The sequence below is a fragment of the Pedobacter gandavensis genome, assembly GCF_032677645.1.
Lineage (GTDB): Bacteria > Bacteroidota > Bacteroidia > Sphingobacteriales > Sphingobacteriaceae > Pedobacter > Pedobacter gandavensis_A.
The window spans coordinates 21,648-42,486 of sequence record NZ_JAVTSB010000004.1 but is presented as its reverse complement, the minus strand read 5'-3'; the positions used below and the strand labels follow the sequence as shown (position 1 = coordinate 42,486).

Genomic DNA, 20,839 nt, shown 5'->3' with positions numbered 1-20,839 from the left:
ATTAGCCTTCTGCAGGCTGAATGATTATAAATTTGATAAACTTAAACTCCTTTCTAACCGCTTCCTTAATTCGGCTAATGGCATCTGTAATGTCTTCCGTATCGATATCTGGTTGAAATACCACAATGATCACCAATAAAACTTCTTCCGGAGATTGATAAGTGGAAATGATATTAGAAATCCTGATCACCGACTCATCTTTTTCTACCAGTGCTTTGATTTTTTCTTTGGTTTCAGGGGCAATACCTTCGCCCATGAGCAAACTTCGGCTCTCTCTGGCTAAAATAGCGGAAACAAAAACCAATAATAAGCCAACCAATACGGAGGCCAGTCCATCCATCCAATCCAGTCCGAAGTTGTGGCCGATTAACATGAAAATGAAAACAATAAATAAGCCCATTACTGCGGCGCCATCTTCAAAAAGCACGAGGAAGCTGGATGGGTCTTTACTTTTCACAATGGCCTTCCACCAGGTCTGTCCATTTCTTTGCTGGTCAAATTCTTTGATGGCAATGCGTAGAGACCAGCCCTCAAATAGCATACATAAGATCAAGACGGCATAATTGATTAGGGGATTGGTTACCGGTTCCGGTTCAATGATATGTTGTATCCCCTGGTAAATGGAGATTCCTCCACCCAGTCCGAATATTAAAATCGCCACAATAAAAGACCAGAAATACAGTTCTTTACCGTATCCAAAAGGTCTCAAAAGATCTGGCGATTTTCTGCTTTTTTTAAGCCCGTATAACAGTAAAATCTGGTTGATGGAATCTACCATAGAGTGAATCCCTTCCGAAATCATGGAAGAGCTGTTGGTAAAACCGCCGGCAATAAATTTGGTAATGGCGATGAGCACATTAGCGGCCAAAGCACTGTATATAGATTTATTGTCTTTAATCATAGCGGCTGTTCTCTCTGAATAACAAAAAAACTTTTTAATAGTTTACCTTTAACGCGTTTTAGTCAGGCACTTTCTATAGGATGCCTGCTGTACAAAAATTGTGATGGTTATGAAATGGAATAGATACTTGTTGTTGATTTTGATGGTTTCCCCGGTCCTGGGTTTTAGTCAGGATAGTTTCAAAGGCGGATCAAAAGAGAAGTTTGAAGAATCAAAGCAAAAGATAGCGGCTGGTCTTGATGCTGCCGGAAAAGAGAAGCTGGAGATCGCTTTAAGAGTGCTGGCTATGTCTGCAATCTACGACAGGGATCATCAAAGCCAATTAAGGAAACAAAGCTTTGACGAGCTTGTACGGAGGCGCTTGAATGGTAAGGATTTAGCCGAAACCTATGCACTGGCCAATGACTATGTCAAAGCAGATCACCAGCGAAAAATCGACAAGCTGGAAAAGGAAATGTCTGTGCTGGAAGCTAAAAAGCAAAAATCAGACGCTTTAAAGGCAAAGTTGAGTGTGTTAAAAGCCAAACCATTACGCGTAGATTCCCTAAACGGGGCTTTCGTCATTTTCTGCGCCTTCACCAATGAAAGTGATCAGGTGTTGACTACCTATGAAACGGTGATCGGTTATGGCTCAACCCAAGACCTTAATGATGGCTGGAGCGGGATCAAAGGAGCGGAAGATGGAGTTGTTTTCGCACCAAAAGAAACTAAGATTCTATCTAGTGCCTTCTCTTTTGCAACGGTAAAAGAAAACTCTCATGTGATCGACTGGCAGGGGATGAAATTTCCATCAACAGATTTTGCAGCCTATAACCTGGCGATGGATTGTTATACCAGTATGCTGGTTTTAAAGGGCGTAAAGTATGAATTGAAAAATGAAGACCGCCTTAGTCCGAAAGAAGAACAGGATTTGTCAAAATACAGGAGTAGCCTGGATCAATTGAAAACTAATATTCCTGTATTGGATGATTTAATTGTAAAGAAGCCCTAAGGGGGGATTGATATCAAAAGAAAAGACCAGTATCATAAAGTTACTGGTCTTTTGAGCGACCCGAAGGTCTTATATCAATGATAAAGAGTTATGCTTCGATAACTGCTTTTCTAGCTGTCATTTTCAAGTTCTTGAATTGGTATTCAGAAGTGATGTGTTTCTTTTCGTTAACCTGAGTAAATTCGAATTGGTTTTCTTCGACAACTGCAAGGTAAGCTTCTTTAGCTTTCAGGAATGAACATCTGTATAGTTCACCACCGTTTTGTAGTTTACCACTTTTTTCACTTTGGTAAGCTGCTTTGTATTCTGCAAGTTTATCCGTTACTAAACGTTCTACTCTTCCTAAGGTTGGAGTTTTTGCGCTGAAAAGTAATTCCCAGTCATCATAACCGCCATCTTTTGCAGTAGCTAAATTTAAGGTAAGTGTCTTACTCTTTCCTTCGTTTGTTGAACCGATTTTAATTAATCCTCCTCTTTTGGACCCTGAGAAGTAAATGTAACCTGGTTTAAGTTCCCTTAAAGCAGCAGCAATTTTAGTCGTATCGCATTGTGGACAAAAACCTCCAATTGTTCTTAACGTATGGGTGTCATTCTCCGTGCATGGCGCGGTGTTGCAAGCAATCACCTTGTCAGCTTCAGTCATACTTTTCTGCAAATTTTCTGATATCTCTTCTCCTTCGGCATCGAACAATAGTTCGGATGAGATCTTGTGCTTTTTTAAAAAAGTTTCCTGTTCCTTTGTTATTAGGTGCTTCATTGTCATTTCCAAAATTAGTCATATTTATTGGCTTTAAACTGATTTAGCGCAATCAGTATAAATTTGTCCAATTAATATTTAATTAATATTCTGATTATCTTTCCATAATACCTCAAATAATTAGAGGTTAACGCTATTAATCATAACGTAAAGTATTCCTAGAGAAAAATTGACAGACAAGGGGGAATCGTCAATTCTGACCTGCTTATATAACGGGGATCCTGACTAAGATTAGCAATATCCGTTCCACATTTGGATTTTTTGTGCCAATGTTTTAAAAATTTGACCTCTTCTGTGAAAGTATTTTGATATTGTTAGAGAAGCCTAACCAAATGAAGGATTTAGGAAGCGTTTTCCTTTGTATTTTTTCTAAGACTAAGCTGCTGAATCCTCCATAAAACCGTAAATTGCGATATACGATTAGAATATTTTGTAAAAATAACCAGAAAGATTATGGCTATTAACCTAAGAAAAGGACAGCGCGAAAACATCAACGCTCCTAAATTTACAGTAGGATTGGGATGGGATACGAACAGTGCAACCGGACATGAATTTGATTTAGACGCTTCGGTGTTTATGCTTGGCGAGAACAAACGCCTGGTTGAAGACGACTATTTTGTGTTTTATAATAACCTGAAATCTCCGGATGGCGCCATTGAGCATACCGGTGATAACTTAACCGGGGAAGGCGATGGCGATGATGAAAGCATCAAAGTAGACCTTTCTAAGGTAGATCCGAGGGTTTCGGAACTGTGTATCGTAGTGACCATTCATGAAGCGGCCAACCGTAAACAGAACTTTGGTCAGGTGAGAAACTCTTTTGTCCGCATTGTGGATCAAAACGGGGAGGAGCTGATGAAGTATGAACTTGAAGAAGATTTCTCTATTGAAACCGCGGTTGAGTTCGGTAGAATTTACCGTAGAAACGGAGAATGGAAGTTTGAAGCAGTAGGCGCCGGTATGAATGGCGGATTGCAGGATTACCTGAATAAATACGAATAATAAAAGATCTGGTTGTCTGTATCAATTGTCAGCAGACAACCAGATTTTTATCTCCTGTACCTTTTATACTTTGAGTCCGGCGAACATACTGAACAGTATAATCAGCAATACAATCGAAGAAATCACCACATAAAGCTTGTCTTTTTCCAGTATAAAAGAGAATAAGGAGAAAACGATGCGCAGGATTGGCGTGGCAATCAAAATCACGACACCCAATTGTATAATTTCCTTCGCACTTCCAGCTTTTAAACCTTTAATGATTCCCGGTAGACTGGTATATCCGGCAGGTTCTCCATTAAATACGGTATAATCAGGAATTCCTGATCCACTTTGAAACAAATACCAGATCCCACCTATAATGGCGACAATCCCCGAACTGAGTACGCCAATTCTTAAAACCTGACCGATCAGCTGCTGCATATCATAGTCGGTCACTTTTTTATTCTTTTCCATTTGATTAGAATTTATGGTGGATACCGTTGTAAATCATGTTCAGTGCTATAAGCGTAATTGCGAAAGAAAATATCACTTTCAGCGATTTCACATTGATGCGCATGAGTAGTTTAGAGCCTGTAAAAGCACCGGCAAGCACACCGATAATCACCGGAAAAGCGATCCCCGGATCAATGTAGCCCCTTTGCAGGTACACTACTGCACTCGCAGCTGCCGTAACACCAACCATAAAATTACTGGTGGTGGTGCTCACTCTAAAAGGAACGCGCATGGCACTATCCATGGCCAGCACTTTTAAAGCGCCGGAACCGATGCCCAATAATCCGGAAAGTACACCTGCGATGGTCATGATGGAGAATCCTCCGGCCACATTCTTTAATTTATATTCCACCTGGCCATCTTTGGTAGGGTAGCTGCTGTTTAATTTCAAGGCGTAAGAAAGGTTACTGCCTTCCTGCAAAGCAGTCTCATGTTTTTTTCTTAAAGTCATCGCTGCAGAGAACATCAACATGACGCCAAAGAGGATTGCTACGAGGTTAACAGGGGTGTAAATCGCGAGGATGGCCCCTAAAACAGCTCCGGCAGTAGTGGCAATTTCCAGAAACATCCCCAGGCGGACATTGGTAATTCCTTCTTTTACATAGGCACTCGCAGAGCCGGATGAAGTGGCAATGGAGGCAACTAATGCCGCGCCAATGGCATAGCGGATGTCTACGTGGAAGCCTAAAGTAAGGAGCGGAATGATGACTACGCCACCTCCAAGGCCAGTTAAGGAGCCGGCAAGTCCGGCCAGGTAAGCCCCCAATAATAGGATGAGGGTAAAGATTAAAATATTCATATTAATAGTTGTTGTCTAAGATGTCGGTGGTGAGTTGTTCGGCCCGGGTTGGATCTTGTCTTTTGATCGCTTCAAATAGAGCCTCATGCAAATGCTGACTGTTGCTGAAGTGTTTGATGTCTGCCGCGTCTCTGAGTTCGAAGAAATTGCGCATGACAGAGCTGAAGTTCTCATAGAGGTCGGACAGCACCCGATTTCCGGAAGCTTTAGCAATGCTGATGTGGAAGGCAATATCTGCTTCTGCACATTTTTTCTGCTGTTGTTCTTCAATTGCTTTTTTCCTTTGATGGAGGAAGTTTTCGATGGTTGTCAGATCTGTTTCGGTACGGTGCTGACTGGCGAGCCGCACGATTTCCTTTTCTAATAAAGAACGGACCGTGTTGATCTCTTCAAAATCTGCTCTTTTTAAACGCTGGGAAAGGGATTCGTCTTTGATTTTGGATACTACAAAAGTGCCTGATCCTTGTTGCACTTTTAGGATGCCGGAGATGGATAGTGTTTTTATCGCTTCGCGGATAGTAGACCGGCCAACACTGTAGTGTTCCATCAATTCTGGCTCCGCAGGGATCTTTTCGCCCTTTTTCAATTTGCCGGAGGCGATGTCTTTCTTGATCTCAATGATGACCTTGTCGGACAGTTTTATCGTTTTCTTCATGTTTAAACATCTGATGTTTCAAATGTATATCAGGCGGGTAAACATCAGATGTTTTAATGTGGAATGTGACAGAATATAGACGGAAATAGCAGTTTGGGATGTTTCTGTTTTCTTCTGATTAGGTGTCAGTCTTTTAGGGTTTTTGTGGCTGCTGCAAGTAGTTTTCTTGTCTTGGGGCTGCCGTACTGAATCAACGCTTCCTTGAAAACGGCTGTATTCATATCAGTTACCTTTTTGAAAACTCTCTCTAGAATTACTGATTGATCTTCTGCGAGGTCTTTCAAATTATTTACCAGATCAATAAAGATGAATTCTTTTGTAGGATGGTCCGGAAAAGAGTTTTTCTTTTTAAATAAAAAATTGAGATTACCTAGTTTATATTCGCCACTTCTGGCATGATTGTAAACAATCTTTTGATTATACAGTTGAGTTGTTCCCAGACCTAGTCCGTTAAAGTGATTGTATGTGGTAATCAGAAATTTGTCGCTTTTTAAAAACTTCCTGATTAACTTTTCTTCTTCTGGTGGTTCTTTCCCGAAAGCATTCGTTTTGGGATAATGATAAATGCCTGGGGCAACTTTCTGTAATGTACCTTCCTTGAAAAGCTCTGCAAGTTCACGATCCACTGATTTTGACCATTGTTTTAAATCTGAACGGCGGAAAATTGTGCCGGGTTTAAGATGGTTTTTTAAAGTTTCTGCTTTAGGCATTATATGAATTCTCCAACACAAATATAAAGATTAAAGTGTAGTGTTGCATGGATTACGGTCCTATCTCATGCAATTGTTGTTGGTTTTTTGCGTGTGATATTGTGCTGTTTTACAGGGGTGTGTGTTTAATAGGTCTGTTGTATTTTGACGAACGGAAGGTAGTCAGTGTCGCTCTTTAAAGGATAGCGGATTTGCTTTTGCGCTATGCCCTGATATAGATCAGGGTATCCATACCCAGTATAGTACTGGATGGATCTTATAGGGGGCAACTTATTTTCGGAGACAGATTCAAGAAGGCATAACTTGGTTGTATTCTAATGTTTTGAGGCATTAAAAGGAACAAGCGGTTGGGTTTTACGCTTAAATATTGGGTTGTAGAGCCGTGTTTGGTCAGGATGGAGGAGCGTAAAAGGTGTAATTGTAAACAGGTGAGGAAGTATTGAATTGAGAACTGGTCCAACGGAAGGAATTATGCTGTTGTGCGGTTTTTTTAGGGTTTGCTTTCGGTTGCGCTTTCGGAATTACAGTTATCGGAGCTTTCGCAGTTTGCTCCACTTTCTCTTTTTTCTCGATTTCTGTGTCGTTATGATTTAAAGAACCGGCATGAACACTGTCTGAAATCTCTGTTGCGTCTTCATCGATAAAAGAAATATAGGTCTCCATGCGGCTTTCTGAGAGGTTTCCGTCGATAGCGACCACCTCAGTCCCCACATGTCTTCTCGATCCGCTAAGGACATAAGTAGATACCCTTGCGTCAGGAAAATGGATCAATAGCATGGCACGGTCGTTTCTGTTTCTCCAGGGTAGATCTGCCGGCACTTCCCATTTAAATTCTATGCCATCTGCATGTTTAGAAATCGTGGTTGTATCTGCTTTTAACAGGCTTCCCATGCTAACCAAGGCCTTATTGTAATCTATGCTGAGGTTTGGATATACCCCTTGAATAGCGTTCTTCTTATTGTAAGAAACGGCTTCATTGTAAAAGTTCTTATCCGTTCCGGCCGTGATTAGCCTAAACCCAGATCTGATAAAATTCATATTTGGCCTTAGAAAGTCATTTACAACCGTCATCTGCTCACAATTGGCTTTTCTAGCGGTTGTGAGCGATTTGGTGCTGTGTCCAACGGTTCTAATTACTGACTTCCCGTTTAACATATAACCTACCAGGTTGCCCACCCGGCCATTAAATCCTCCAAATAGTCCATTGTTTAAGCTGCCCATGAGTTGCGTTGTTGATTGATTTACAATAGTTTGTAAGGGTAATGTACGGAATCCTTTCGGGATATGTTCGTATTGAGGCTTAATTAAATTAATGATTACAAGGACTTATAATAGACTTTGTTAGGTCTATTTGACCTAATAAGGTCCTATCAACCACCTATGGAGGATCAAGTGAAGACCTGGGAAATGTATCCGCATGTGGGGCTCATATGGGTAGGAGGGGGAAGCGTAATATAACTGAAATCTCAATTTATGGTCTTAATAATGCTTTCGAAGGATAACAATGGTGGTCAGTTTTGGATAGGTTTTACTTTTTTCAATCCGATAAGTTTGGGATGATGGAGGGTACACGGTAAGATCAGGCTTAGGTATAAGATAATACTCCCTATTAACAGTTAATAAGAGCTCAAACGTAATGAATAGGAAAGTGGTAATTCGGGTTGACGCGGTCATTTAAAATCCGTATTTTGGGATAACCCAATAAATTATGAAACAGATATTGCTCACTTTCTTCTTAGGCTTTTTTTGCCTTTGTGGTTTGAATGTATCGGCAAAGGATTTTACCCTTACTATTATACGTACATCTGAAAACATCGGCTCCACTACTGGTGAGCTTTTTATTAATGGAAATTTTGTTTGCCATACGTTGGAATTGCCCTGGCAGAATAATGCCAGCTACATCAGTTCTATTCCCGCAGGGACTTACACTGCACGAATCAGGTATGACAAGAAGGATCAATGGAGAGTCCAGTTAAATAATGTGCCTAATAGAAGTGGCGTACAACTCCATATAGGTAATTACCCTTCGCAGATTCAAGGGTGCGTGCTGGTAGGTGATGAAGTGTACAATAAGGAAAACAGAATAGCTGGGAGTGAAATTGCATTTAACAGGCTCCGTTCTGAATTCTATGGAACCACAGGGGAGCCAATATCTTCCCCAGACGTGGATATCAAAGTTGAAATTAAATACACTGTTGCAAGGACAAAATTCATAAATGAATACAATGTTGAATGGGAGTATGCAAAGGATGATATATGGTTGTACGGGCCTGAACGCCTGGTAAATAATGAATACAAACGAGACCTGAAATTTATTTATATAAAATACCGAGGGCCTAATACTTATTATCGGTTTCCGATTCATGGCGGTATCTGGGAATATGCCTCAAAAAAGGACGGGCCATGGGATAGTGCAGAAGTATATTACAGACGCGAGAACTAATCATAAACTGCCAATTAATAGGACCGTTTTTTACTCTTTTTGTGGAGGAACAAAAGATTTTAGTAAATCTGTTAAGCTTTCCTGGCTGCCACTAAAGAATTCGGCAATTGTAGTAGCCTTCACACCATAAGGGTTCGCTTCTTTAACCGTAACCTTTATTGTAGTCCAACATTCGTTCTTCTCATGTTTGTTCTCAAGAATAGTAGTTAGCTCAGAGTTAAGACTAGGTTGAGGAATCTTTTGAAACCAGTCTGAATATAATGCATTGTCATTATCTGATTCCAAAATATATGGACTTCCAGGTTCAATACCAGTAACAGTAATAGCTGAAGTGCCCAAAATAGTTGATTTTAAGGAATAACGAGGAATCTTTTCTTTAGGGCTGATAGAATCGAGTTTCCAACTGTCTCTATAAACAACGCTTACCTGGATTTCAATGTTAAGGTCTATAGTTTTTCCAGTTTTTTCACTTTCTTTTCTTACTCTTGCCTTTGAAGCATTCAAAACAAGTTGCTTCAGCTTAAACCGGTATAATGCTCCATCTGCAACCGTTTCCAGAACTATAATAGCAGATTCCTTGGGTAGACTGTCTTTTTTTTCAAATGTATTTCTGGTGATATTAAGCGAAAATGGATTGAAAGCACCATCAAAAAAGCAAAGCTCCTTACTTGTTAATGTACCAGAATAACTTGAAGCGTAACTTAGTGCCTTCTTATCTAATGCTGTTTTAGCAAAACTGGTACCCACGCCAATTGCTGCAGGGATTGCGCTAAGCAAAAATGCTGGGAATGCTTGAGTATTTTCCAATTCGCTTGTGGATAAAACAATTTTCTCATAAGCCAATGGTACCCGATTTTTACCCTTTGAATTGTAATTATACAATTGAGCATTTGTGTTAGAATACCATAGACATAGCAGTAAACAATAGAACGTTAATTTCATGGTTTAAGGAGTTTTTGTGTTGATATTTAGAGCTTTAAAAATAAGATTAATGTCATAAGCATAAGCTTTGCTAAAATTGCTTTCACCCGCATAATGTAGGCCCATAGCAACCCCTTTTGTTTCAGAGTCGATTACCCAAAGTGAGCCGGAGTCTCCTTGATCAGAAATTTTTGTACCGGGATTCGGTCTTTGGGGTATACAGCTGATGGTTAACCTGCCATTTAAACTGATGCCTTCAATTTCGCCATAGGTGATTTCAGTTGTAATGCCAGATTTTTTTACACGGTCGTGGATTACTGGTTGACTAGACTCTGTGAAAAGTTGATTAAAACCCTCTATACTATAAATATTAGCTTTTCGTTGGCTATTTAAAGTGAAAATTGCACAATCAAGGTCCTTATTAAACTCTAAAATTTCCCCGATGACTTGGCTTTTAGATGAAGTCGGGGAGTAGGGTTGAATGATTTCTTCTCCCTTACCGCCCATTGATCCAACTATAACATGGTGGTTTGTTAAACCAACATGTTTCCCTGACTGATGTAGTAACACACAACCTAAAGTGCCGAATTCCATCATATGGGCATTTGCAATTTCAACTCCTCCCAGGATTTGGAGTGCAACTTTACCCTTTCTGGAATTCAGTATCGGGTTGGAAACAATTACATCAGTTCGGACACCACTAATCATTTTAGGAACAGTCAATGACTTTAAAAAACTCTTTGAATTCTTTTTGTAAGTATGAAAACGTATGCTGATCTCGTTCGTTTTGATTCCATCTATATATTTTAGGCCTACATCAATATGATGCACACCAGGAATAGAAGAATAACTCGTCACATCTCTTTTTAGGACTTCTATCAACTCTGACTGTTTCTTAAGTATTTCATTTCGAGTAGACATGGGGAGTGTTTTTGATGTGTTAATTTGCTGTAAGTCAATTGAATATACGGGTTATTATCGGAGAACAGAAATTATTAGTTATTTTGAATTTAACGAGGCTAGACAAACAATGGCTTGGCTCCTGTGGGGATACAAATCTTTTTAGCTGGACCGTTTTATTGTGTTTGAATATCACCTGGCAACGGGCGTTAATTGATTACAACCTTTTTGATAGCAAAGTTCTTTCTGACAGGTATTTCATGAACTCGTTTTTATACGGACTACTCATTAAAGCTTGATAGTCGCCAAGTTTTATAATGTTGCCAGTAATAGAATCTACAAAGTCACGATTAATGATATAGGATTTATGAACACGGAAATACCTTGGATCGCTTTCAAAAACGAGCTCCATTTCTTTCATGGTCATGTAAATGGTATACCGCTTGTTTTGCAGAAAAAGGTCTACATAATTTATTGCAGCCTGTATATAGACTATTTCTTTTTTCTGTACCCGTGTAAGTTTCCCGCGCTCTCCGGTATGGATGAAATAAGACTCATCATCTATGTTGGTTAACTTGCTGGTTTTAGAGCTGATGATGATACTGCTCACTACTTCAATGAAATTGTTAAGATCAATCGGTTTTAATAGGTAATGTCTTGCCTGTACATCAAATGCTTTTATAGCATATTTTGAATGGGCAGTAGTAAAGACAATATTTTTAATTTTATGCTTAAGTGATTCCGCAACCTGAAGTCCGGATAGTTCAGGCATGTTAATATCCAGAAAAAGCAGGTCTATATTGCGCGTTTCTAACAGCTCTGAAAGTGCTGTAATTGGGTTGGTATAGCTTTTATACAAACTAAGAGCGGGAACTTCCAAAATATGATCCCTTAGGATGTCTATGGCAAATTGATCGTCGTCAATAATCACACAGTTAATCTGGTTTTTCATAGCGCTTCCTTGAATTAGTAATGTAAGAAAATTATTTCATTATAATGACAACGATTAATAAGGTTTATGTCGATCTAGGAATCATTTTAAACTTATTGTATGAGCTGGCTGTGGGCTTTGTGTAAGTGAAAGTGAATTTGGTGTAAGTGAACTGACCTTTAATGTAATAAAGAAAAATAGTAACAGGTTTTCTCTGAAATTGTAGGGAATTAAAAATTAATGATATGATTTCTGATGCCTCATTTAATCTGCTTCTTGATTTTTTGCAAAAATTTGCTGCGGTCAGACCTGGGTTGGTTCATCAGTTGCGGCCTTTAGTCCATGAAATAGCGGCGCTCAAAGGAGAGGTCTTGTTACCTAAAGGGATTATCCATGATCTGGTGTTTTTTATCGTCAAGGGAGTTTGTATGGAGGTGACTATTCATCCGGATACGGGTAGGAAGGAAACAAGTTGGATTTGGTTTAGAGGGGATTTCGTGTATGTCTCTCCGGGATTTTTTAGTCAGCAATCCGCTGGTAATAGTGCCGAAGTGCTTCAAGAAGGTATATTGATTTATATGTCTTATCAGGATTTTGTTACGCTTCGGGCTAACTATGAAGAGGTTAATAAATTAGCAGAACTAATTCGGGATCACTATTTTTTTGCTTTAAAACTCCATGCACTAGACCTTGCAGGTTTAACGAACCAGCAACGATATGATAAGTTTATTGGGAAATATCCCAGAGCCTTACTGACATTGAATCATAAACACATTACCAGTTTCCTTGGTATTCGTGATAAGGGCTTGGGACGTTATGGTCTGCGATAAATATGTTTTCTGCTTTTGTGACTCATAGGGCCACATTTGTGGACTTTCTTCTTCTTCATGTTTCTGAACTTAGTGTTGTAAAACTGATTAAGTATCATGAAAACTCAAATGAACATCAAGATTTTAGATTGGATTACCTATCTGTTTATAGCGTTGTTTTTCTACACAGCAGCGAGTAAGCTGATGACTTTAAGTGCTTTTGAAAAAGTACTGAGTAAAGTTCCTTTAATCGGAAGTTTTAGTCATTTGATGGCCTGGACCATTCCAATAATTGAGCTGGTAATCGGTGTTTTGCTCATCATTCCATTTACAAAAAGGATGGGTTTGTATGCTGCACTAGGTTTAATGGTGATGTTTACTGTATATCTAGGCTATATGATCTTATCCATGTCAGCTGAGGATCTACCCTGCAGCTGCGGAGGAGTGGTTTCCTTGCTAAGCTGGCAACAGCATATTTGGTTTAATCTGAGCTTTGTTGGACTAGCCATTACCGGTCTGATCTTATATAAAGAACAAAAGAAATTACGCGCGTGATACAGGTAAAATGCCGTACCCTGTATAAAGAAATATGGCAACTAAATCAATACTATAAAATTCAAATTATGAAAAGTTTATTTTACAGCCTGGCAGTTGCAGCAACTGCTTTAGGCATGAGTGCATTTACAAGTACGCCCGACAAGACTGTTGGGGAAGCGAAAAGGGTAGGGGCTATTACGGCGAATTTTATCATCCAGCCGGAAGAAGACGAATTTAGACAGTTTCCTGTTGGTACCCCTGATGGTCAGAATTGTCGTGGCGTTTCTGAAATGCATTGTTATTACAGTGTTAATCCATTAGGAAAAGACAGTATCCCGGATTTACCAAGCTATACGGATGAGCAAATTGAACTTTATTTAGCAAATGAATGGATTGAACCTGGATCTACGTCAGTGGATGAAAGTCTTTACCCTGATGAAGACTAAAACAACGAAAGTAAAGAATACAGCGGGATCAGGTATCCCGGCTGTATTTTTGGTTTTATAGGTTTTTGTCTATCATATTTTTGAAATTATCTACAGTCTCAGGTCTTCCTTGTATAGGCCTGGGCATTGCAGTTGTTATGATCTGTCCCTTCTTAGAGATTAAAAATAATGTAGGGTATCCTGATAAACTGTAGTTTTTGATAATTGGATGCTGACTGCTCTGCCCATTTGTGTATAGATTGACTTGATCTTTATGGCTATAGGTTTCGTCGTTTACACTCTTTAACCACATTTCTTTTTTTGGATCAATGCTGATAGAAATAAATTCTACGTCTTTATTCCCCTTGTATGATTTCACAATTGGTTTTAATTCTTTAGCCAGGCTGATGCAGCCCAAACATCCTGTAAACCAGAAATCTAATACAATTAATTTACCTTTAAATTCGCTTAACTTCCTAAGTTTCCCGTATTGATCAAATAGTTCATATTCATAAATGGAGCCTGAATAATTATTTATAAGGTTAGCTATGGAAGTTTTAAAAATATTATTACCCATTGATTTGTGTGCAGTATCTAAATAGGATTTTCCGTTTTTATGAACTACAGCATAATAGAAAGCTAAAAGTGTTACTTTATCTCTTATAATTCCGGCATGATTTTTTTGAATAGAATTGTAGATTTGTTGAAAGGTATAGGGTATTTTTTTTTGACCAGAGTTATGCCTGGCAATAAATGAGGCTTCAAATGACTCTTTATGAAATAGAAAATCACAAAATCTATAGGATTTCACCAATGCTTTTTCATCTAAATCAAGCAGATCCATGCTTTCAAACCATTTATTATAGGTTTTGAAGCTCGTTTTTTTTCTTTTTTCATCTGTATTGAAATTGTTATTAAGTTGCCCAAGCAGTCTAGCGTAATAGTAACCCTGGCAATCTGCCAAAATAAGGTTGTAAATTTCAGGGCTTAACTTTGGTTTATAGCGTTTAAGTATGTCTTTCTTTGCATTGAAGGCTGAATCCTGCTGCTTTTTCCATTCTCCAAACATTTCTTCGTATTTTTTTTGTATTTCAAAGCTGATGTACTGGCTTCTATCAAATCTTGGGCTTGAATTTATGCTTTGAATACAATTGTATTTTTCTGCTTTTTTTCCTTCAAAGGCTAATGTTTTTTTTGTTATATATAGCTTTATATGATCACCCTGTTCAAAAATATAAATAGGAGCACCATTTTCCATAAGTTTTTCTTTAGTGATTCCGTTGTCATGGTAACGTTTAATTTTTCCGTAATTTATTTTGGTAGAAATCGGGACGATAATGCGTGTTTTTTTGTTGATGATTTTAAACGTATAAAAGTCCTTCTCCAAGGTGTAGTTCGTATTTACATCATTTTTACACATTTCAAACTGAATGTAAAAATCTTTCAGCATGGTGGAATCCTGAACGACCAGATCAATTGTCACGAAACGTTTAGGGGTGGTTTTACTCTGGGCTTTCAGGAGAGCTGGAAATATAAGGAATAGATAAGTCGCTAACATGATTAGCGCTGTTCTAAAAGATGCTGAATGTCTCATAATTTTGGTTGTAAAATATAGTTGGTTTTTATATTATCGTTGATTTTGTTCTATTCCACTAAGAATAACCTCATCGTCCGGAATAGGGAATATCCATCGGGGATCATTGGGAGGAAGGATGTAAAGGGTTCCCATAAACTTGCGGCTAATGGTGATTTGGGCTCCTTCTTTATTGAACCGCTTTAAATCATGCCATCGTTGTCCTCTAAATACAAGTTCCTTTCTTCTCTCCAATAATATGATTGTCATAGCCTCTGCAGCTGAGTTTGCAGTTAAAGGACTGTACACAAACTTATTCGAATAGCGGGTAATTAATAATTGATTAAGCTTGTCCATTGCCAGCGTTGTTTTTCCACTTCTGGCCAGACATTCTGCTTTTATGAGGTAGACTTCATCGGTGGCAAGCCCGGTAAATGGGTAACTTCCTGAACCGGCATATCCATACTTTCTAGTATAATAACCATCTGCAGGACTAAGTCTGAAATATATGGGCTTACGCAGGTCATTAGTTTGGTAAGACTGAATAAGGGAATTGACCACTCTGGATGGAGAAAGGGAATAAGTGGCAGTTAACTCATATCCTGCTACTGTATTCGTGTTGTAAATGAGTTCATCATTTGTAATGGTAAACGGTCTGGTCGCTGTTAAACTTAGGGTATTGTAATCAATCAGTTTGTCGTATAGATTTAAGGATTTATCTGCATAAATTTCAGCCTGAGCATAGTTTCGCATCTCCAGATAAATACGAGCTAGCATTGCATATACAGCTATTTTAGAGGGTCTGTTTAAATTGGCGGAAGGTCTTGTAGCAGGAAGTAGGTTTTCTGCAATGGTCAGGTCGCTAATAATCTGGTCGAAAGTTTTCTGTAAGCTGGCGCGTTTCTCAATTTTATCAATACCTGATTTCAGGCGAATAGGGATCCCAAGGTCAGCAGAAGCAGTGTTGGCATCGTATGATTTACAGAAATTTCGGGTCAGATCGTACATGAAAAAGGCTCGCCTGAATAAAGCCCATCCTTTCAGATATTGCCCCCTTTCAGTAACAGCGCTGTCGGATTTTGCTAAACCGTCTAATACAGCATTTGAATAGAATATGTTTTTGAAAGGCGTATTCCAATCCAGGATTCCTGATACTCCTCCATAAATATCCTTAGCCCATACATACGAATTTTGTTCTGTAATTGATTCATTAGCAAGGCTCTCGTCGTTGGCAAGTAAGTAATCGTCATCTGCTAACTGCGCCAGGGCACAAGTGCTTTGAATACCCGTATTATCAAGTAAATATTGAAAATCTGATAGTGTGCTGGGTGTGATGATCGATGTTGTGGGCTTCATTTCCAGAAATTCTGATTTACTGCAACTATTTAAAAGGAAAAGTAACGCGGATAAACAGATCCATTTTGTATAATTTTTCATGATGGTTTTAATTTTAGTTGAATTAGAAATTTGCTTTCAATCCCATAGAGATTGTTTTTGCCGCTGAGATTCCACGAGGATAATCAGGATCAAGACCTTGTTTATTCGCCTTCCATAAAATCCCGATATTGTTTATCAGTAAAAAAAGGTTAAGGTTGTTGAATGGTAAGCCAGGCCTTTTATTAAGGTTGCATCCTAGTCTGATATCCTGTAAGCGCAGATGGTCACCTTTTTCAATTAAGGCTTCTGAGTAAGTATAAATAGCATATCGGGCTGGAACATTTGGGTATACCAGGGCGGGGACTTGAGTAAATAGCTCATCACCTGGATTTTGCCACCTGCTTTGATAGTCGGCCACCTGATAGTTATTACCACCAATGCTATAAATGCTGTTTTCTAAAGAGTTTCTGCGGAAATAGTAACCAAACTTATAAATGATGTTAAAGGAGAAATCAAAACCTTTGTAAATAAACGTGTTCCGTAAACTTCCAAATGAGGTTGGAATAGCAGAGCCACTATATTTCAGCTCGTCCCTGTTTAAGGAGTTTCTAATCGCAGTATAATTTGTGCTTTTCTCTCCATTCAAATACCCTTGCGGATTACCTTTGGAATCTAAGCCAGCATATTTGTAGCTGAAAATGGAATAATAAGGATAGCCAATTAATGGGTTATTGTAACCAGCAGTCACTAAATCCGAATTACTTCCATTGTTCACTTTGTAATCAGTTACCTCGCTTTGACTGTAGTTGTATAGCAAAGTGGTATACCATTTTACGCTTCCGTTGAGGTTATTGGAATTTACCTGGATATCAACCCCTTTTGTAAAGGTATTTGCTGAATTTCCTGTAAACAGGCTGATTCCTGTTTGTGGAGCAATAGGACTGCTGCCAATGAGGTCAATCCCTTTCTTTGTCCAAAAATCAATGCTTCCATTTATTCTGGCTGCTTTAGTGCTAAAATCTATCCCCAGATTTAGGTTTTTTATTCTTTCCCATCTGAGTCCTGGATTTGGGGGATTTACAATTTCCGTCGAATAAACATCATACTTGTTGATTAGATTCCCACCTCTTGCAGTTAAGTAGGCAGAAATAGAGTTGTTTACGTTTCCGGTATACCCATAAGTGGCTCTTAGTTTTAACTGTGGCAGCCAGGTGATGTCATAAAATTCTTCCCTATTTATTATCCAGGCCAGGCCTGCGCTCCACAATGGGACTCCTTTTAAGTTGGTTGCTACGCCAAATAGGTTGGATTCATCCTTTCGCGCACTGATGGAGACGATATACTTGCCTGCATAGGTGTAGGCTCCATTGAAGTAATAAGAGAAAAATCGATTGGTTGTGCCGAGCTGATCTGAATTTGGAGAGATTCGGCCGCTGCTTGAAGGATTGTAGAAGATAGGGTTATCAGCGGTATAGTTTACAGCTGAATTCTGATTGCTGGCTGTTTCAGGGAAATAGCCATACAGTGTTCCTCTGCTGTTAAAGTTGTTGAAGTCCTTAATCTCTACACCTGCAATTGCATTTACACTATGCTTGTTCCATTGCTGATCATAGTTCATCTGAAAACGTCCATTGTGTGACTTAAGGTTGTTTAAGCTGGTATTTAATATTCCTCCATAGGGGGGGATAGGGTAAATCAGCGCTTGGGTAGTCGGGTTTATCTGCGTGTAAGTGTTGATGAGGTCACGGGTATAATAGGATTCCAGTTCATTCAGCGTGTTTGTTTCGCTGATACCTTTTTCATAGCTGTATAATGCTGCAGCTTTAAATCCTTTTAAAATGGTATAACTTAAAGAAAGGTTGATCCGGTAGTCTGTGAGATTACTTGTTGTTGTACTGTAACCATTGTTTAATTCATCCAGTGGTCTGTAGAGCCAGTTCAGTAGTTTGCCATTGCCTGCAGTGCTTGCATAGGAGGGCCTTAGCGTTCGTGCTTTGATTAATGGATTGCCATCAGTGTCGGCTAAGCGATCATAGGGGTAAGACATGGTAAACCCAGGAGCCGATTTACTGACACTACCCGTGTATATGATGTTCGAAAACAATTCCAGCCTGTTTTTTAAAAAGTAATAGGTGTTACTGGCATTCAAAGTGACCCGGTTATAGCTGTTTTGTTGTGTGTTGCTTAAGTTTTTGTCGTATCCGGCGGAGACAAAATACTTCTGTGTGGCGCTACCTCCGTTTACACTGGCCTGATACTGCTGATTTAGGCTAGGCCTGTAGTAGTATTTCAATAGTTGTTCTCTGGCATCATAACCTTTTAACGCGTCAATCTGTGCTATAGAGTCTGCTTTTGAAATGGTTTTGTTCCTTGATGCCAGAAAGATCTCTACTGCTGGTGATAAGGCTGCATAGCCGTTGTTGATGGTGCCATTATAGGCTCCTTTCCTGAACAGGAATTGTTCGATGTCTATGTATTCGGATGAGCTTAATTGCAGTAGATCATACAAGTCTGGTTTTTGTCCGACGGTAAGGTTAGCATTTATGCTGATGGTTGGGGCAGCATTTAAAGCTCCTTTTTTTGTGGTGATGACAATAACGCCATTTCCTGAACGTGATCCCCAGGCAGAGGCTGCAGCAGCGTCTTTTAAAATGGTGATGCTTTCAACATCATTTGGGTTAATATTGCTTAGATCGCCATCGTATGGAAAATTGTCGACTATAATTAATGGATCAGGATTGGAAAAGAGTGTGGCTCTTCCTCTGATTTCAATATTGCTTTGTCTGGATTGTTTATTTCCGTTCGTATTAAAGATCAATCCGCTGGTTACTCCATTTAATCTACTCAGGATATCTGTACTTTGACTCCTGTTTAAAAGGGAATTGTCTATCTGGGTGAAGGATCCGGTTGCTCTTTCTTTAGGGATGTTTTGGAAGCCGGTACTGACCACTTCTACTTCTTTCAGCTGGTTGTGGTCTGCCAGTAAAATGAGGTTCCCAAAATCGGAGTTTTTAAGATTGGTTATTTCTCTGGGTTGATATCCGATGCAGGTGATGATCAGCATGGATTGAATGGGAACTCCGTTTAAAGTAAACTGTCCGGTGTGGTCCGCTAATGCATGGTTTCTTTGCCCTTTTACGGTTATTGTGGTACCAGGGATTGGCATTCCTTTTTCGTCAAGGATTTTGCCTTTGATGGATAGTGTAGTTTTCTGGGACTTTGCATTAAAAAAAAGGCAAAGCGTGGCCACTACGATTAATAGTATCGTTTTTTTCATGTTAATGATTTAGATGGTTGATTAGATTTTTAGGGAATACCAACTGAGAAAACCTTTAAAGGTTACTCAGGATTTAATCGGTAAATGGTTTTGATTGCTGAATAATACTGATTTATGGCGGGGCCATTCTAATCAATATTTTAATTTTTAGATAGGGGAATAGGGTTTTCATATCTCATTTAAATTAGTTGATCTTTAAATGAGTCTTAAAAAAGCAGTATAGCTTCCAGAATAAAAATAAGGTTGGACTTCACCGCTTTTGTACAAGGTACCGCCAGGAACCTATATTTAACCCTACCCGAGGGAAAAATTTTACCACAAAAGACTACAGTGAAGCCCAACCTTAAATATATAAGATACCACAAAGATAAAAAAATATACCTTCAGGTTTGGGCTAAATCACTTGTCCTCTCGTGGTATAAACTGGCGGTTTTTGTACGAGACTCCTAGATTTTTACACTAAAAAAGCATAAACGTCTGATAACAAATATAATAATAATATCTTAATGATGTATGATCATACATCATTAAATTGTTCTATTAATTGGAAATTCCGCCATGGAAAGCAAAGATGAGGTGAAAACAAAATTTGGAATACACCTGTTAAATTTACTGGAAGAATATGGTCGCGTACATAATTGTAGGCCATCATTGAGACAATTAGCTATAAGATCTGATCTTGAGTACAGTAATGTTCAAAGAATATCAAAAGGACAGGTAGATTTAGTACTGACAACTATCTTCGCTTTAGCGAAAGGATTGGAAATTAAACCAATGATGCTCCTGGATTTTTAATACGGTATTTTCGAAGCAATTTCAACCTGTAAAGAATTTCAAAGCCATATTTCAGAATTGAAGCAGTAAATCTATACTGTTTGCCTTAATATTTTAAGGATGGCTTAGTCGCGATCTTCTTTTTATTCTTAATTTCTTATTAAATTAATCTTCATATTTGCTTGGTATAGCAATATTGGCTATTTGTTAGCAATATTGATTAATATTTTAATATATGCAGGATATAGAAGAAATTACCGCAAAACTGATCGAATTCCGAAATGAGCGGGATTGGGCTCAATTCCATAATGAGAAGGATTTAGCCATTGCCTTGAATATTGAGGCAGGGGAATTATTAGAAGCTTTTCTATGGAGAGGAGCTGAAGAAGCAAAAGTCGAAAAAGTAAAAGAAGAACTTGCTGATGTATTGGCCTATGCCTTTCTTATGGCTGAAAAGTATGGCTTTGACGTAAAACAAATTGTGCTTGATAAGATTGAAAAAAACGCTCAAAAATATCCCGTAGAAAAATCTAAAGGCACTGCTACAAAATATAACGAACTCTAA

Annotated in this window: 21 protein-coding genes; 8 read left to right on the top strand and 13 right to left on the bottom strand. The window is 38.8% G+C overall.

Annotated elements, in window-relative coordinates; genetic code table 11:
- Position 1 precedes the first annotated feature (1 nt).
- Complete coding sequence (locus R2Q66_RS07955; protein WP_316747619.1) at positions 2–901, bottom strand: cation diffusion facilitator family transporter; 900 nt, start codon at positions 899–901, stop codon at positions 2–4.
- Between the two features lie 109 nt (positions 902–1,010).
- Here R2Q66_RS07955 and R2Q66_RS07950 point away from each other — a divergent pair, with 109 nt between their 5' ends.
- On the top strand, positions 1,011–1,892 hold the full coding sequence (locus R2Q66_RS07950; protein WP_316747617.1) for a hypothetical protein: 882 nt from the start codon (positions 1,011–1,013) through the stop codon (positions 1,890–1,892).
- A gap of 88 nt (positions 1,893–1,980) precedes the next feature.
- Here the strand turns inward: R2Q66_RS07950 and R2Q66_RS07945 are convergent, their stop codons facing one another.
- Positions 1,981–2,649, bottom strand: a complete 669-nt coding sequence (locus tag R2Q66_RS07945; RefSeq protein ID WP_265844182.1) for a GIY-YIG nuclease family protein — start codon at positions 2,647–2,649, stop codon at positions 1,981–1,983.
- 450 nt (positions 2,650–3,099) lie between these two features.
- Here R2Q66_RS07945 and R2Q66_RS07940 point away from each other — a divergent pair, with 450 nt between their 5' ends.
- A complete protein-coding gene (locus R2Q66_RS07940) occupies positions 3,100–3,651 on the top strand; it encodes a TerD family protein (RefSeq protein ID WP_410479396.1) in 552 nt (183 codons plus the stop codon).
- 63 nt (positions 3,652–3,714) lie between these two features.
- Here the strand turns inward: R2Q66_RS07940 and R2Q66_RS07935 are convergent, their stop codons facing one another.
- From R2Q66_RS07935 to R2Q66_RS07915, 5 genes are all read right to left on the bottom strand, one after another.
- A complete protein-coding gene (locus R2Q66_RS07935) occupies positions 3,715–4,104 on the bottom strand; it encodes a DUF1634 domain-containing protein (RefSeq protein ID WP_316747611.1) in 390 nt (129 codons plus the stop codon).
- A 4-nt stretch (positions 4,105–4,108) separates the two neighbouring features.
- Positions 4,109–4,942, bottom strand: a complete 834-nt coding sequence (locus tag R2Q66_RS07930; protein WP_316747609.1) for a sulfite exporter TauE/SafE family protein — start codon at positions 4,940–4,942, stop codon at positions 4,109–4,111.
- A 1-nt stretch (position 4,943) separates the two neighbouring features.
- Positions 4,944–5,597, bottom strand: coding sequence for a FadR/GntR family transcriptional regulator (locus tag R2Q66_RS07925; protein ID WP_316747607.1), 654 nt, complete (start codon positions 5,595–5,597; stop codon positions 4,944–4,946).
- A 125-nt stretch (positions 5,598–5,722) separates the two neighbouring features.
- Entirely contained in the window at positions 5,723–6,307 is a 585-nt protein-coding gene (locus R2Q66_RS07920; RefSeq protein ID WP_316747605.1) for a DUF6088 family protein, read from the bottom strand.
- Positions 6,308–6,697: 390 nt separating this feature from the next.
- Positions 6,698–7,528, bottom strand: coding sequence for a DUF6266 family protein (locus tag R2Q66_RS07915; protein ID WP_316747603.1), 831 nt, complete (start codon positions 7,526–7,528; stop codon positions 6,698–6,700).
- A gap of 487 nt (positions 7,529–8,015) precedes the next feature.
- Between R2Q66_RS07915 and R2Q66_RS07910 the strand changes: the two genes are divergently transcribed.
- Positions 8,016–8,750, top strand: coding sequence for a DUF5675 family protein (locus R2Q66_RS07910; RefSeq protein WP_316747601.1), 735 nt, complete (start codon positions 8,016–8,018; stop codon positions 8,748–8,750).
- A 30-nt stretch (positions 8,751–8,780) separates the two neighbouring features.
- On the opposite strand, the gene R2Q66_RS07905 is transcribed toward R2Q66_RS07910, so the two are convergent.
- The 3 genes from R2Q66_RS07905 to R2Q66_RS07895 form a co-directional block, all read right to left on the bottom strand.
- Positions 8,781–9,593 (bottom strand): hypothetical protein, encoded by an 813-nt coding sequence (locus tag R2Q66_RS07905; protein ID WP_316747600.1) that lies wholly within the window; start codon positions 9,591–9,593, stop codon positions 8,781–8,783.
- Between the two features lie 102 nt (positions 9,594–9,695).
- Entirely contained in the window at positions 9,696–10,592 is an 897-nt protein-coding gene (locus tag R2Q66_RS07900) for a hypothetical protein (RefSeq protein WP_316747598.1), read from the bottom strand.
- Positions 10,593–10,788: 196 nt separating this feature from the next.
- On the bottom strand, positions 10,789–11,523 hold the full coding sequence (locus R2Q66_RS07895) for a LytTR family DNA-binding domain-containing protein (protein ID WP_316747596.1): 735 nt from the start codon (positions 11,521–11,523) through the stop codon (positions 10,789–10,791).
- Positions 11,524–11,747: 224 nt separating this feature from the next.
- Between R2Q66_RS07895 and R2Q66_RS07890 the strand changes: the two genes are divergently transcribed.
- From R2Q66_RS07890 to R2Q66_RS07880, 3 genes are all read left to right on the top strand, one after another.
- Positions 11,748–12,332: a hypothetical protein gene (locus R2Q66_RS07890; protein ID WP_316747594.1), complete on the top strand. Its 585-nt coding sequence runs from the start codon at positions 11,748–11,750 to the stop codon at positions 12,330–12,332.
- Positions 12,333–12,428: 96 nt separating this feature from the next.
- Positions 12,429–12,866 carry a MauE/DoxX family redox-associated membrane protein gene (locus R2Q66_RS07885; RefSeq protein WP_316747592.1) on the top strand — a complete coding sequence of 146 codons (438 nt, stop codon included), beginning with the start codon at positions 12,429–12,431 and terminating at the stop codon, positions 12,864–12,866.
- A 68-nt stretch (positions 12,867–12,934) separates the two neighbouring features.
- Positions 12,935–13,294 carry a hypothetical protein gene (locus tag R2Q66_RS07880; protein ID WP_316747590.1) on the top strand — a complete coding sequence of 120 codons (360 nt, stop codon included), beginning with the start codon at positions 12,935–12,937 and terminating at the stop codon, positions 13,292–13,294.
- 55 nt (positions 13,295–13,349) lie between these two features.
- On the opposite strand, the gene R2Q66_RS07875 is transcribed toward R2Q66_RS07880, so the two are convergent.
- The 3 genes from R2Q66_RS07875 to R2Q66_RS07865 all read right to left on the bottom strand — a co-directional run bounded on the left by R2Q66_RS07875 (position 13,350) and on the right by R2Q66_RS07865 (position 19,500).
- Positions 13,350–14,867, bottom strand: a complete 1,518-nt coding sequence (locus R2Q66_RS07875; RefSeq protein ID WP_316747588.1) for a TlpA disulfide reductase family protein — start codon at positions 14,865–14,867, stop codon at positions 13,350–13,352.
- A 33-nt stretch (positions 14,868–14,900) separates the two neighbouring features.
- Complete coding sequence (locus tag R2Q66_RS07870) at positions 14,901–16,202, bottom strand: RagB/SusD family nutrient uptake outer membrane protein (RefSeq protein ID WP_316747586.1); 1,302 nt, start codon at positions 16,200–16,202, stop codon at positions 14,901–14,903.
- Between the two features lie 103 nt (positions 16,203–16,305).
- The gene (locus R2Q66_RS07865) at positions 16,306–19,500 is read right to left on the bottom strand and encodes a SusC/RagA family TonB-linked outer membrane protein (RefSeq protein ID WP_316747583.1); all 3,195 of its coding nucleotides are present in this window, start codon (positions 19,498–19,500) and stop codon (positions 16,306–16,308) included.
- A 558-nt stretch (positions 19,501–20,058) separates the two neighbouring features.
- On the opposite strand from R2Q66_RS07865, the gene R2Q66_RS07860 reads away from it, so the two are divergent.
- On the top strand, positions 20,059–20,295 hold the full coding sequence (locus R2Q66_RS07860) for a hypothetical protein (RefSeq protein WP_316747581.1): 237 nt from the start codon (positions 20,059–20,061) through the stop codon (positions 20,293–20,295).
- Between the two features lie 214 nt (positions 20,296–20,509).
- Positions 20,510–20,839 (top strand): nucleotide pyrophosphohydrolase, encoded by a 330-nt coding sequence (locus R2Q66_RS07855; RefSeq protein ID WP_316747580.1) that lies wholly within the window; start codon positions 20,510–20,512, stop codon positions 20,837–20,839.